Origin of the sequence: Proteiniphilum acetatigenes DSM 18083 (genome assembly GCF_000380985.1) — a bacterium.
GTDB lineage: Bacteria > Bacteroidota > Bacteroidia > Bacteroidales > Dysgonomonadaceae > Proteiniphilum > Proteiniphilum acetatigenes.
The window spans coordinates 106,840-119,537 of record NZ_KB905700.1; the positions used below are offsets into that span (position 1 = coordinate 106,840).

A 12,698-nucleotide genomic window follows, 5' to 3' on the forward strand; every position below is an offset into this window, starting at 1 on the left:
GCATTATGCTGAAAAGATATATTGAAAATTTATCGCTGGTTTTGACATTATCATTGTTGGCCGTATATGCAGGCAATGATAAATCCGGTAAAAAGAAATGATATGCAAATCAATATAATTATTACCGCTGTATGTATTGTTTTTGCCACAGGCAGCTGTACAGGATCAACTGTCAGTGATAAGACTGTGTCATTTCAAAACAAGGAATATATACTTTCGGATTATACGGATGTACATAAAATTTCACACGACTCCGTATTACCGCTGGATGGGGCGGCAAAATCAGAACGAAGGTTGGATATCAAAAATTCGCCTTACTTCACGTCCTATGATTTTTACAATATGGAAAGTGAGGGAACCCTTGTGCTGTTGAAGAATTTTAAAACGATCCAACAGGCTACAGAGGTCACCTGTGGTCCCGCATGTGTGCTTATGGTACTGGAATATTTCGGTAAAAAGGGGAATTACAATGAGAAAATGCTGAAAGAATTACAGGGTACTGACCAGGATACCACTTATCTGAGGCATTTGCTGAACATTTTTGAGGCGGTCGGAGGATTTAAATATGTTTCTACATTCGACTATAAGAAAAAGGAAGATACTCCCCAAAATTTATTCCCTGATTATTTGAAACGTGATATTCCCGTTATTGTCGGCTCCAACGAATGGGAAGGGCATTGGCAGGTGGTAATCGGTTACGATACGATGGGGACGGAAACAAAAGCAGATGATATACTTATTTTAGCCGACCCATACGATACAACCGATCATAATCAAGACGGATATATTATCCGTTCGTTTTGTCGATTTTATGAGGATAATTGGAAAAACCGGTATGATCCTGATTTTGACCGGGGGCTTTTTCTTGCTGAATGGCCGGAGTAAAAAAGATTGTTTAGTAGGCGATATAAACACACTGAAAGAAGTAGAAGAGATAAAGCCATTGGAAGAAGAAAAACCCTCATTGGGCGGTAGATCAAGTGATGTAGGAGATGTATTTTCTCTTACGGCTATCGACCTGTATGCCAATCCAAAATTGATTGAAGCGGCCAAAGCGGAGTTTGAAGAACGAAGGGGTAAAGATTTCACCTATGTTTCTTTACCTGGAGACCGTGCTCCTGCCCTGGATTACCGGGTGAAAAAATAAATTCACCAAATAATTGACGAATAAAAAATTAAAAAAAAGTATTGTGAAACAAATAGTAAGAAAAGGGTCTTTCTGTAGAATGATAATAATAACGGCATTCATTATTTCTTCCCAGTTTTCCATCCCTGCACAAGAGACGATGAAAAAAGAAGCCGTTCTGGAAAAAGTAAATCAGATAGACAGTTATGTGCGTCAGATAAGAGGTTATTTGCATGAACGTCCGGAATTATCTGCTCAGGAATTCGAAACCAGTCGCTTTCTTCAGGAAGAAGTAGAGAAACTGGGGTTGTCCGTCACAAAAGTAGAAGGGACGGGGTTTTATGCCGTGTTGGATACCCGCCGTCCCGGGAGAACTATTGGATTGAGGACAGATATCGACGGCCTGCCTATCGAAGAAAATCCGTTCAATTTAAAACAGAAAAAACAGTGGATATCAAAAAATGAAGGCGTTTCTCATGCTTGCGGACACGACGGACATATGGCAATCCTGCTTGGCAGTATTAAAATCCTCAACGATCTGAAAGACCAGCTTACAGGTAAAATAGTATTTATATTTGAAGAGGGAGAAGAGACCAATTCCGGTATTCATGCAATGATAGAAGCATTGCGGCCTTTGCAGATTGATGCGATTTATGGTAATCATTTGAATTCCAGATTGAATACGGGAGAACTTTTCATTCACGAAGGACCGATTATGGCGGGTACGGGAACCATTGCGTTTGACGTGATTGGCAGAGGCGGACATGCTTCCCGCCCTGATTTGTCGATCAATCCGATTTTTGCTGCTGCAAATATATTAAACGGAATTTCAATAGCCTGGAACAATCAGCGTGACATCACCAAGACCCTTACATTGGGCGTTACACAAATACAGGGTGGAGAAACCTATAATGTAATTCCCAATTCGGTCTATATTGGGGGTACAATACGTTTCTTCGACAAAGAAGAAGGAGAAAAAGGATTTGAATTGTTGCGGAAAGTAGCTGAAGATATTGCACGAGCACACAATTGTACGGTTACATTTCATGATAAGATGGGGGTCGCTTTGAATCCGGTAGTCAATGATCCGGTATTGACGGTATTTACCCGCAATGCCGTAAAGGAGATATATCCTGATAAAGTTATTTCCGGAGAACAGCATATCTGGTATGCAGCTGAAACTTTTGCGAGATATAGCGAACTGGCTCCTGCCGTTTTTCTCTTTGTCGGCATCAAAAACGATGAACTCGGTAGCGGAGCGGAACATCACAATGACCGTTTCGATCTGGATGAAGATGCGCTGCAATATGGCGTGGGAGCAATGGTACAGTTTGCAGTGCAATACTTGCATTCATACACGGAGTAACTGCAAAATAAATCATCCGGTGAAGATAGTTTTATTATTCTCATTTCATCAATTATAATTAAAAACAGTAATGAAACGAATCTTTTCAAATACAAGTTTCCGTTTATTTCTGGCGGTAATTGCCGGATTGGTGATAGGCCGGTTCGCCACAGAAGGAGTGATCGCCGTCATCCTCCCGATAAAGCATATATTGGGACAGATCATCTTTTTTCTGATCCCCCTGATTGTTTTCGGATTCATTACTCCTGCTATTACCCGTCTGAAAAGCAACGCCTCAAAGCTCCTCACGCTATCGCTTGTTTTGGCGTACCTGTCATGTGTCGGTAGTTCGGTGTTGGCGGCCTTAGTTGGTTACAACACCATACCATTGATCGATATTACACCGGATGATGAAGTATCAAAAGTGCTCCCACAGATGATATTCCGTTTGGATATTCCGCCTTTGATGCCGGTATTGAGTGCGCTGGTACTGGCTTTTCTGGTAGGCATAGGAATACTTTTGACAAAATCCCGGAAAATAGAGAATGCTTTATACGAGTTTCAGGATATTGTATTTGTTATGGTTAAAAGAGTGCTGATACCGCTTCTTCCCTTTTTTATCGCGGCAAATTTCAGTGTGTTTGCCTATGAAGGAAATTTAGTATCAAGATTACCTGTTTTTTTACTGATCATCCTGATTACAATTCTTTGCCATGCCGCATGGCTCACCTTCTTATATGTCTCGGCGGGGATATACTCAGGCAAGAATCCCTGGCAGGTGCTTAGATATTACGGACCGGTAGTATTGACCGCGTTAGGATCCCAATCGTCGGCAGCAAGCCTGGGCGTTGCTATCGAAGAGACCCGGAAAAGCCCTGTATTGAAGCCGGAAGTAAGGGATTTTTCTATTCCCTTGTTGGGTAATATTCATTTTCCCGGCTCTGTGTTAGATATTGTCTTTTTGGCATTGGCCGTGTCGTATCTGTTAAATGGAACGATGCCGGACATCGAAAAAATGGTTCTCTTTATTCCGCTTCTTGCCATTTTTGGTGTGGCTGCACCGGGACTCCCGGGAGGAACACTTTTTGCTTCACTTGGGCTGATACAGGCTGTACTGGGAATAGGTGAAGAGGGAATTGCCCTGATGATCACTATCTTTGCTTTGCTGGATAGTTTTGGTACAACCCATAATATCACGAGCGACGGCGCATTATCGTTGATCCTGACAAAATATTCCGATAAGAAGGAGAGAGCTAAATCTGTCGGAATAGAACCTGGAGTAATTTGAACTCTAAAATTGGACATATCTTTTTCTGTTTTTTGTATCTTTGGGGAATCAATTCTAATGTGCTAATGTGCCAATGAGATTAATGAGCCAATATGACTAATTAGGAAAGAAGTCAAGAAGTTCAGAAATTGAGAAGTTATTATTTAATTCTTCACTTTTCACTTTTAATTCTTCACTTATAAGTCTTGGCTCTTGGCTCTTGATTCTTGGTTCTAATAATAATGATACAATGAAACGGTGTGTGCTTATTCCCCTGCTATTAGCCTTATTCGTTGTAGGAGTCTTTCCTGCAACGGTCGATACGGTAAGTGTTTTCAGCAAAAAAATGGAAAAGGAAATCAAAACGGTTGTCATTAAACCGCAATCGTATGACGGGGAGAATACTTTCCCCGTTCTCTATTTGTTGCATGGTTATAGTGACCGATATGACGGATGGGTAAATAAAGTGCCTAAAATCAGGGAATTGTCTGACCAATATGGAGTGATTATTGTCTGTCCCGACGGCGCTTTCGGAAGCTGGTATTTCGATAGTCCTGTCGATCCGGTGTTTCAGTTTGAGACATTCGTATCAAAAGAGCTGATTACATGGGTGGATAACAATTACAAAACCGTTGCTTCGCGTGAAGGACGAGCTATTACCGGCCTGAGCATGGGAGGCCATGGCGGGCTCTACCTGGCTTTCCGGAACCAGGATGTGTTCGGTGCATGTGGAAGCATGAGCGGCGGCGTGGATATTCGTCCCTTTCCCAACAATTGGGATATCGCCAAACGGATTGGTTCACAACGTGATTATCCCGAAAGATGGGAAGAAAACACCGTCATGGGATTGTTACATTTGTTGACACCAGATGCATTAAAAATCATTATCGATTGCGGGACGGAAGATTTCTTTTTCGCTGTCAACGAGCGGCTGCATGATGAACTGCTGTATCGGAACATACCACACGATTATATTACCCGTCCCGGAGCACATAACTGGGAATACTGGAGCAATGCAGTGAAATACCAGGTGCTCTTCTTCAGTGAATATTTTAAATCCCGGCAATAAGAGTTTAACCAATCAATAACAGGAAAGATGAAGAAATGGGTATTATCTTGTCTGGCGGTAGGCATCAGCCTGTTGCTTTCCGCCCGGCTCTCAGAACCTTTCAGGTTTGCACTGGTTACCGATATACATGTCAGCAATCCTGAGAACAATGAAGATCTCCGGCGTACGGTAAGAGACATCAATTCGCTTACAGATATCGCTTTCGTGATTGTATCGGGAGATGTGACCGAATTCGGTTCATATGATGAACTGCATACAGCGAAAACGATGCTGGATAGTCTGAACGTTCCTTACTATACAATTCCCGGGAATCATGACTCCAACTGGTCGGAAAGTGGAACCAACGATTTTTTGCGGATTTTCGGCAATGAAACATTCGGCTTTGAGTATAACGGTTACAAGTTTCTCGGACTGGCATCAGGTCCCAATATGCGTATGGGACCGGGGCAGATACCACGGGAGAACCTCACCTGGTTTTTTGAAGAGCTGGAGAAAACCGATACCGATATGCCTGTTATTTATGTGAACCATTATCCTATGGATAACGGGTTGAATAACTGGTTCGAAGTGATGGATGCGCTGCGGCCCTATAATGTACAACTGATGCTGTGCGGACACGGGCATGCCAATCGGGCAATGAATTTCGAAGGAATCAATGCGGCGATGTGCCGCTCCAACCTGCGGGCCAAAGAAGAGTATGGAGGATATACTATTATCACTGTGGATGCCGATTCTATTACTTTGCAGGAACGCAAAGCTTCGGGCGAGACACTTGCTCCCTGGCTTACCTACCCGGCAGGACAACGACCTCAATGGGAGACCAATCCGCCTCGTCCCGACTATTCTTTTAACCGGAATCATCGCTATGTTTCCGAAATATGGAATATACAGGAAAAAAGCGATATGGGTAGCGGCATGGCACTCCATAACGACCTGCTGATATATACCAACACGGCCGGAGAGGTCAGGGCGGTGAAGGAAGGAGATGGTACCACGGTATGGACCTATAAGACCGCAGGCAAGATCTATTCTACTCCTGTTGTGCATGAAAACCGCATATGGGTTGCCTCTTCCGACTCCTACCTGTACGGACTGCGTGTGCAGGATGGAAAAAAACTTTTCCAACTGAAAAATGATAAAGCGGTGGTTTCTTCTCCCGCCTGTTCCGGAAACAAGGTGATGCTCGCCGGTGGAGACGGTCACTGCCGGGCATGGGATGTCTCGACAGGAAAGCTCCTTTGGGAGTTTGATAGTGTGAAGAACTTCGTGGTGACCCGTCCGCTTGTAAAAGATGAAGTGGTCTTTTTCGGCAGTTGGGGCAATGAATTCTATGCCCTTGATATTGAAACCGGAAACCCACGCTGGATCTGGAACAGCGGACACTCGAACCGGATGCTGTCACCCGCACAGGTGGTGCCCGTTGCAACGCATGGACGGATCTACCTGGCATCCCCCGATAGGTATATGACTGTTTTGGATGAAGTGACAGGAGAGGTGATATGGCGGTACAATGATCCGGAAAACAGGGTGCGTGAGTCAATCGGCATGTCGGAAGACGGCAATACTGTCTACGCCAAGACTATGGATGGAAATATCCTTGCTATTGACGCGACTGTTACCGAAAGAAAAATAAAATGGATCTCTTCGGGAGAGGATATGGGCTATGAACTTACTCCTACGCCGGTGGTGGAGAAAAACGGAGTCGTCTATGCGCCTACCGATAAGGGGCTGATCTATGCCTACCGCGCTTCTGATGGTACGTTTCTCTGGAAGTACCGTATTTCCAACGGACTCATCAATATGATCCTGCCGACGGACGGTAACGAATTATTTGTCTCGGCAATGGACGGTCGGTTGGTGAAGTTAAGAGTGAGCCCTTATTGAAGAAATACCCTTTCCCTAGTATTTGCCCCTATTCCCTTCATCCTGACAACGGGCATTTCACGATCTTTCCCGATTTCACGTAAAAGATGTATCCCGATACGTTTTCGTAGCCTATTTCCTGTATATGTTGTATATAACGACGCACCTGACGGATATGTTTTGTCTCTTCCAGCTCTCCGAATTTGTAATCGGCTACGATTACTTCGTCGGGGCCGATCATTACCCGGTCGGGGCGGCTGAATCCGGTGTCGGGATGTAGCACCTGGGTCTCATTCAGTACGGTATATTTGCCGGAATACCAGTCTGAGATCTCCGGTCGGGATAAGATCTCTGTCAACCGATGGATCGTATTTTCCCTTTCTTCTTCTGCCAACTCCCCTGCGGAGACCTTTTGTTCTACTGCCTGCGGAATATCCTCCAGGGTCTTCACATTGCTTACAATGTCGTGCATCATCGTGCCATAATCGCGACTGCCATCGTCACTGAAATATCCAATGGAATTGAATCGCAATTGTAGCCGGTCACCAAAAGGAACCGATTGCCATTTCCCTGTCTTATCGCTGTCCGCGACCGCTTTTTCTTCCGGTTTCTCTATTGTTGCCGGTTTGCCATATTCAAAAACGGATTCAACTTCACCCTCATTGAAATATTCGTTTAGGGGAATATAGTCTCTTTGATGACCGGGGTTTGTAGACACTGGATTTGTGGATTCCGGGGAAGCGGTGTGCCCGGTTAGCACCGAAGCGGGTGGGGGAGCAGTGTCGGTAATACTTCTCCATAAGAGATCTGCTACATCGGATATGGTTTCCGGTTTCCGGGGGATGGGGGCGAAAGCGATAAGCCGGTGTTTCGGACGGGTAAATGCCACGTAGAGCAGGTTCAGGTTGTCGATATAGGTGAACCGTTTTTCTTCCAGATAGCTATCCCTGAAGATGGTGTCTTCAAGTCCTTTTCCGTATTTCAGCGGCGCAACACCCAAAATGTTGAACGGCGCGGATCCGGGTTTGCACCAGATAATATCGTTATGATATGTATTGTGGTCCATACCCCAGCTCACGAATGGCATGATCACAGCACCAAATCCCAACCCTTTCGATTTGTGGATGGTAATCAACCGGATGGCGTCCTGGTCTTCCGGAGAGAAAAGGGCTTTCCTGTGGCCGGTCTCATCCCACCAGTCCAGAAAGTCGTTTAAATCCGCAGTAGCACTCTCTTTGAATTTAAGGACTATATCCAGAAAAGCCTGTACATAGGCATTCTCTTTGGCATCCAATGCATCGGCCGTCAATGTGAAGAAATGCTCGGTCATTTCGTAAAAAGGCATGGATACCAGTTCACCGAGATGACCTTTTATCTCGTCGGGGAAATCGCCGCGGCCTTCTTCACGATAGAACTGTAGAGCCTCGTCCGGAGAAGAGCGGCGTTGAAACCGGTAGAATTCGTAGATTGCCATCATTCTGCAAATTTCATCTTTCGGGTTCCGGAAATGTCGCATCAGTGCGATGATGGCTTTCACGCTTTGGGCACTGCGGACAAGAAGCGCTTCATTGGAAATAATATCGTAACGGTAAGGCGATTCCGGGTGTTGTTCGCGGTAAGACAACAGTGTCTCAGCTACCTGTACCGCTTCATGGTTCCATCGTACTACTATGGCGATGTCTTTCAGAGCGAACCCCTGATCCTGGAGTGCTTCGATCTCCTGCGGCAGCCGCTCCAGTACATCTGCTTTCCAGTCTGTCTCCTTATCATCCTTCAGAAAGGTGATCCTCACTTGTCCGCCACTGTCCGCTTTTTTTGGAGGAACCTGCTGATAGAGGTCGGCGTAGGCATTAGTGATTTGTGTATCAATGTTGTGCCCGTTATTGTCACCCCCTTCTGTATGCTGCGGACTTTCGGAGGAGGTGTTAAAATCGTTTTGCAGGTTGATAGCGGCTTTCGTGAAAAAAGCATTATTGAATTGCACGATATGTGCGTCGCTTCGCCAGTTAGTATCTAATACATGCTCCCGGATATTGTCGGCCTGAAAATCCTCTTTTACCTGTTCCTCGAGCAAACGCCAGTCGGAATTGCGGAAACGGTAGATACTCTGCTTCACATCACCCACGATCAGGTTTAGGTTTCCGGAGGCAAGGCTTTCTCCGATCAACGGCCGGAAGTTTTCCCATTGCATACGCGAGGTATCCTGGAACTCATCTATCATATAATGATGGACGCGGGTGCCCGTCTTTTCATAGATAAAAGGGGAGTCGGTACCGGCAATGATGTCGTTCAGCAGTTCCGTTGTGTCGGAGAGAAACAGGGTATTGTTTTCCTGTTGCAGTTTGCGCAGCCGTTGTTTGATATCGTTGAGGATACCTAAGGTATAGAAATTACGGAGCAGATGCTTTGCAGTCTGGTATTCCCGGTCGTTATCGGACAGGTAAATGATTTGCTTTACACAATCGTTGAGGCCATCCGCATAAGCCGATCGGATAGCACTCTCTTTCTCCTTGCCGCTGTACCACAGGTCGATATTATCTGCCAATGCGATAAGACGTGTGGATGGTTTCTCCACGTTTCCACCTGCCAGTTTGGTGAATAGCAGGAAACCGGAATTCCTTTTGTGTTTGAAGTCGTCATATGATAATCCGTATTGCTGCATGATGCTGAGCGCCTTTACTCCTATCGATTTCACCTCGTTCTCGTAGCTCTTTACGATACGCATAAGCATCTGTTTGTAGGCCTCGAGCTGTTCCTTATCCTGAATGGTCGACTGCTCCTCATCGGTAAACGATTTATATGTCTCGTTGAACAATTGCTTCGCCAGATCCAACACCTGCCGGTCGATCTTCCAGCTTTTCCCCTCTTCTATATTATGCTGCATGAATCGGAGGAGCCATTCCGCCAGCGTCTTGTTCTCCGGTTTATCCAGTTCGGAAAGCATCAGGTCGATAGTTTCGGTCAACAGGGATGTCTCATCCAACTCGATATTATATCCTCCCGCCAAACCGGTCTCACGGGCAAAGGTGCGCATGGTCTGCTGGAAAAAACGGTCGATGGTGCTGATAGAGAAAGATGAATAGTCGTGTAGAATAGTTTCCAGAACGGTTTTTGCTTTTGTGCGGACATCTTCCTGACGCATGGAGAAATCGTCCATCAGTTCCGCCAGATAAGAGGAGTCTGCACCCGAAGCCAGCCGGTACAACTCTTCCACGATGCGCGACTTCATCTCATCGGTCGCCTTGTTGGTAAAGGTTACGGCCAGGATATGGCGGTGATTGTTTGGCGCTGAAAAAAGCAAACGGAGATATTCACCTGTCAGACGGTGTGTTTTGCCCGATCCGGCAGATGCTTTGATCACGTGGAGCAGATGTCTGTCTAATGACTGCTGATTTTCCATCGATCGTTCTGCTGTGTTGTGAACCGATTTCCGTGGTTAGATGATACGTGATTTGGCATATCCTTCCTTCTGCAGGATACCCAGTACCTTCTCGCGGTGATCGCCCTGGATGATGATCTCTCCTTCTTTGGCCGATCCGCCCACGCCGCATTTTGTCTTCAGCATCCTGCCCAGTTCCTGCAGATCGTCGTCATTTCCAATAAATCCGGTGACAAGCGTTACAGCCTTTCCTTTGCGATTCCGTTTGTCGAGGCTGATGCGAAGCAACTGTTTCTCTTTCGGCTGTGTATTATCTTCCTCGCTTCCCTCTTCCTTGTAGTGGTAATCGGGATTGGTGGAGTAGACAATATCTAATCTTTTTTTCCAGTCGTTCATATTATTCCGGAATTTATATGTTCAATAAATTTAGTCGTTTTGAGTCGCCTTCGCTCCTCGATTGGTAATTGAGTCGCCTTCGCTCCTCGATTTTCAATTCTCGCAATGGCATAATGTAAACAAGTTTGCCTTCTGCTCATATTGCTTAACGAAAACGTTCGTCCCACACGCAATGCGGCAACTATATCCTGTTGCATGCAGGAACTACGAAGATACGCATTTTCCCTTAAATATGCTTTACCTCTAACGATTCAATCACGTTCATGATATAATCTCCCATCCGTTCACATTCCGAGACGATATCCATATAGAAAACGCCGTTTTGATATGAGTAGAGATTCTGGTTCAGATTCTCTACGTTCTCACGCTTCAGGAGATTCCGCTTTTCATTGATACTGTTTTCGATATGTTTGCTGTGCAATAATTCCGATTCCGTTATTTTCTGATTTTTGAGCAGGACCTGCATGTTTTCAAATGCCTTATCCAACAGTTCGTACATGCAGTTGATATTGGTGATAATAATTTCTTCAAAAACAACATCGGCTTCCATCTTTCGTTTCAAATGCCGGGCAATATTACAACTTGAGTCGGCAATGCTTTCTATTTCCGTCACTCCGCGGAGGATGGCACGTACGCGCTCTTTACTCTGATTACTGAGCCTTCCCTCTGCCACTTTACCCAGATAAGAACCTATCTCGACCTCCATCTGGTCGCAGATATCCTCATATTTCTCAGTACGGTTGTACAGTTTAAGGAACTTCTTGTCGTGATGATTCAAATTGGTTAATTTCTTAACGAAACCAAACATTTTCCGGACACGCTGCACATATACTTCCACCTCTTTTTCAGCCTGGAGGATGGAAAGTTCATCTGTAGAGGCCATTCCCGTGGAGATATACTGAAGTATGAATTCTTCGTCTTCTTCTTCGCCTCGTTTGGGTCTGATAACTGCGAGACAGATCTTTTCATACAATTTTACAAACCATATCATAATGAGTACATTACAGATGTTGTAAAGTGTATGGAATAGCGATAAGCCATACGAGGTAGAGGCTTGATAATTAAGGTATTCACTTTGCAAGGCGGCAAGTTCGGGCGAAAGTTCCGATCTGGAAAGTGTAGTGATCTGTGTGTATTCCTCGGGTGAGAGCGAGGCGAGAAATGACTGCATCCCGCTGGGGTTGACGGATGTAATTCCTCCAATGATCGTGTCGACAAGCTCCACAAAGAAATTAAACGCGATTGTCAACCAGACAAGGCCTAACACATTGAATATGAAATGGGCGAATGCGGCCCTTTTTGCCGAGATATTTGCAGGAATAGCCGCAAGATTAGCGGTAAGGGTTGTGCCGAGATTTTCTCCCATCACCATCGCGGCGGCACTTGGAAAGTCGATCCATCCTTTTGCTGCCATGATCAGGGTAAGGGCAACCGTAGCGCTTGAAGATTGGACGATGATTGTCAGTATTGTACCGACAATCAGGAAAAATAACATGGATAGAAGTCCCCTGTCAGTAAAGTTTTGTAGGAAAGATAATACTTCGGGATTGTTTTGCAGGTCGGGCATGGAATTTTGCAGAAAATCAAGCCCCATAAAAAGAAAGGAAAATCCAAAAATGAATTCTCCCAATGATTTATTTTTGCTTTTTGAGGAAAAAATAAGCGGAAGCGCAATCCCCATCAAAGGAATTGCGAGTGCGCTGATCGATAATTTCCCGAATCCGAAAAAAGCGATTATCCATGCGGTAAGTGTGGTTCCTATGTTGGCACCCATGATTACGCCGATGGATTGAACCAGACTTAGTAACCCTGCGTTCACAAAACTCACTACCATTACCGTGGTGGCGGATGATGATTGGATAAGGGCGGTGATTAGTATCCCGGTCAAAACTCCCGTCAGACGGTTTTTTGTCATTGCTGACAGGATATTCCTGAGTTTATTACCGGTAAGTTTTTGGAGGCCTTCGCTCATGGTTTTCATCCCATAAAGGAAGAGTGCCAGCGAACCTACAAGCTTTAAAAAATCGAAGAAACTGTAGTCCATGTTCGAAAAATAGCGTATATTAGCGTGCAAATATAGTGAAAGCCGAGAGAAAAACCAAGCTTGCCTGAGTTTTTCCGAGGTGCCTCCTATATTCTGGAAATATAGTGAAAGCCGAGAGAAAAACCAAGCTTGCTTGAGTTTTTCCGAGGCGCCTCTTATATTATTTAAATATAGTGAAAGCCGGGAGAAATGCCAAGCTTGCTTGAACT

General features: G+C 45.1%; 9 protein-coding genes. 6 read left to right on the top strand and 3 right to left on the bottom strand.

The genetic code is table 11. The features are described 5' to 3' along the window. Positions 1-102 precede the first annotated feature (102 nt). The 6 genes from F597_RS20855 to F597_RS0113765 all read left to right on the top strand — a co-directional run bounded on the left by F597_RS20855 (position 103) and on the right by F597_RS0113765 (position 6,691). Entirely contained in the window at positions 103-885 is a 783-nt protein-coding gene (locus F597_RS20855) for a C39 family peptidase (protein ID WP_019540333.1), read from the top strand. Next, entirely contained in the window at positions 836-1,147 is a 312-nt protein-coding gene (locus F597_RS0113745) for a hypothetical protein (protein WP_019540334.1), read from the top strand. Before F597_RS20855 ends, F597_RS0113745 begins: the two co-directional genes overlap by 50 nt. A 79-nt stretch (positions 1,148-1,226) precedes the next feature. Beyond that, a complete protein-coding gene (locus tag F597_RS0113750) occupies positions 1,227-2,492 on the top strand; it encodes a M20 metallopeptidase family protein (protein WP_019540335.1) in 1,266 nt (421 codons plus the stop codon). Between the two features lie 70 nt (positions 2,493-2,562). Next, entirely contained in the window at positions 2,563-3,759 is a 1,197-nt protein-coding gene (locus F597_RS0113755) for a cation:dicarboxylate symporter family transporter (RefSeq protein WP_019540336.1), read from the top strand. 229 nt (positions 3,760-3,988) lie between these two features. Continuing rightward, positions 3,989-4,807 carry an alpha/beta hydrolase gene (locus F597_RS0113760; RefSeq protein ID WP_019540337.1) on the top strand — a complete coding sequence of 273 codons (819 nt, stop codon included), beginning with the start codon at positions 3,989-3,991 and terminating at the stop codon, positions 4,805-4,807. Between the two features lie 27 nt (positions 4,808-4,834). Next, positions 4,835-6,691: an outer membrane protein assembly factor BamB family protein gene (locus F597_RS0113765; protein ID WP_019540338.1), complete on the top strand. Its 1,857-nt coding sequence runs from the start codon at positions 4,835-4,837 to the stop codon at positions 6,689-6,691. 37 nt (positions 6,692-6,728) lie between these two features. Here the strand turns inward: F597_RS0113765 and F597_RS0113770 are convergent, their stop codons facing one another. The 3 genes from F597_RS0113770 to F597_RS0113785 all read right to left on the bottom strand — a co-directional run bounded on the left by F597_RS0113770 (position 6,729) and on the right by F597_RS0113785 (position 12,489). Beyond that, positions 6,729-10,070 carry a UvrD-helicase domain-containing protein gene (locus F597_RS0113770; protein WP_019540339.1) on the bottom strand — a complete coding sequence of 1,114 codons (3,342 nt, stop codon included), beginning with the start codon at positions 10,068-10,070 and terminating at the stop codon, positions 6,729-6,731. 36 nt (positions 10,071-10,106) lie between these two features. Further along, positions 10,107-10,445 (bottom strand): translation initiation factor, encoded by a 339-nt coding sequence (locus F597_RS0113775; protein ID WP_019540340.1) that lies wholly within the window; start codon positions 10,443-10,445, stop codon positions 10,107-10,109. A 226-nt stretch (positions 10,446-10,671) separates the two neighbouring features. After that, complete coding sequence (locus F597_RS0113785) at positions 10,672-12,489, bottom strand: Na/Pi cotransporter family protein (RefSeq protein WP_019540342.1); 1,818 nt, start codon at positions 12,487-12,489, stop codon at positions 10,672-10,674. Between the last annotated feature and the right edge of the window lie 209 nt (positions 12,490-12,698).

Bases quoted from the DNA above. Each gene is read 5' to 3' on its own strand.
- F597_RS20855 (WP_019540333.1), top strand. From the start codon at position 103: ATGCAAATCAATATAATTATTACCGCTGTATGTATTGTTTTTGCCACA.
- F597_RS0113745 (WP_019540334.1), top strand. From the start codon at position 836: ATGATCCTGATTTTGACCGGGGGCTTTTTCTTGCTGAATGGCCGGAGT.
- F597_RS0113750 (WP_019540335.1), top strand. From the start codon at position 1,227: ATGATAATAATAACGGCATTCATTATTTCTTCCCAGTTTTCCATCCCT.
- F597_RS0113755 (WP_019540336.1), top strand. From the start codon at position 2,563: ATGAAACGAATCTTTTCAAATACAAGTTTCCGTTTATTTCTGGCGGTA.
- F597_RS0113760 (WP_019540337.1), top strand. From the start codon at position 3,989: ATGAAACGGTGTGTGCTTATTCCCCTGCTATTAGCCTTATTCGTTGTA.
- F597_RS0113765 (WP_019540338.1), top strand. From the start codon at position 4,835: ATGAAGAAATGGGTATTATCTTGTCTGGCGGTAGGCATCAGCCTGTTG.
- F597_RS0113770 (WP_019540339.1), bottom strand. From the start codon at position 10,070: ATGGAAAATCAGCAGTCATTAGACAGACATCTGCTCCACGTGATCAAA.
- F597_RS0113775 (WP_019540340.1), bottom strand. From the start codon at position 10,445: ATGAACGACTGGAAAAAAAGATTAGATATTGTCTACTCCACCAATCCC.
- F597_RS0113785 (WP_019540342.1), bottom strand. From the start codon at position 12,489: ATGGACTACAGTTTCTTCGATTTTTTAAAGCTTGTAGGTTCGCTGGCA.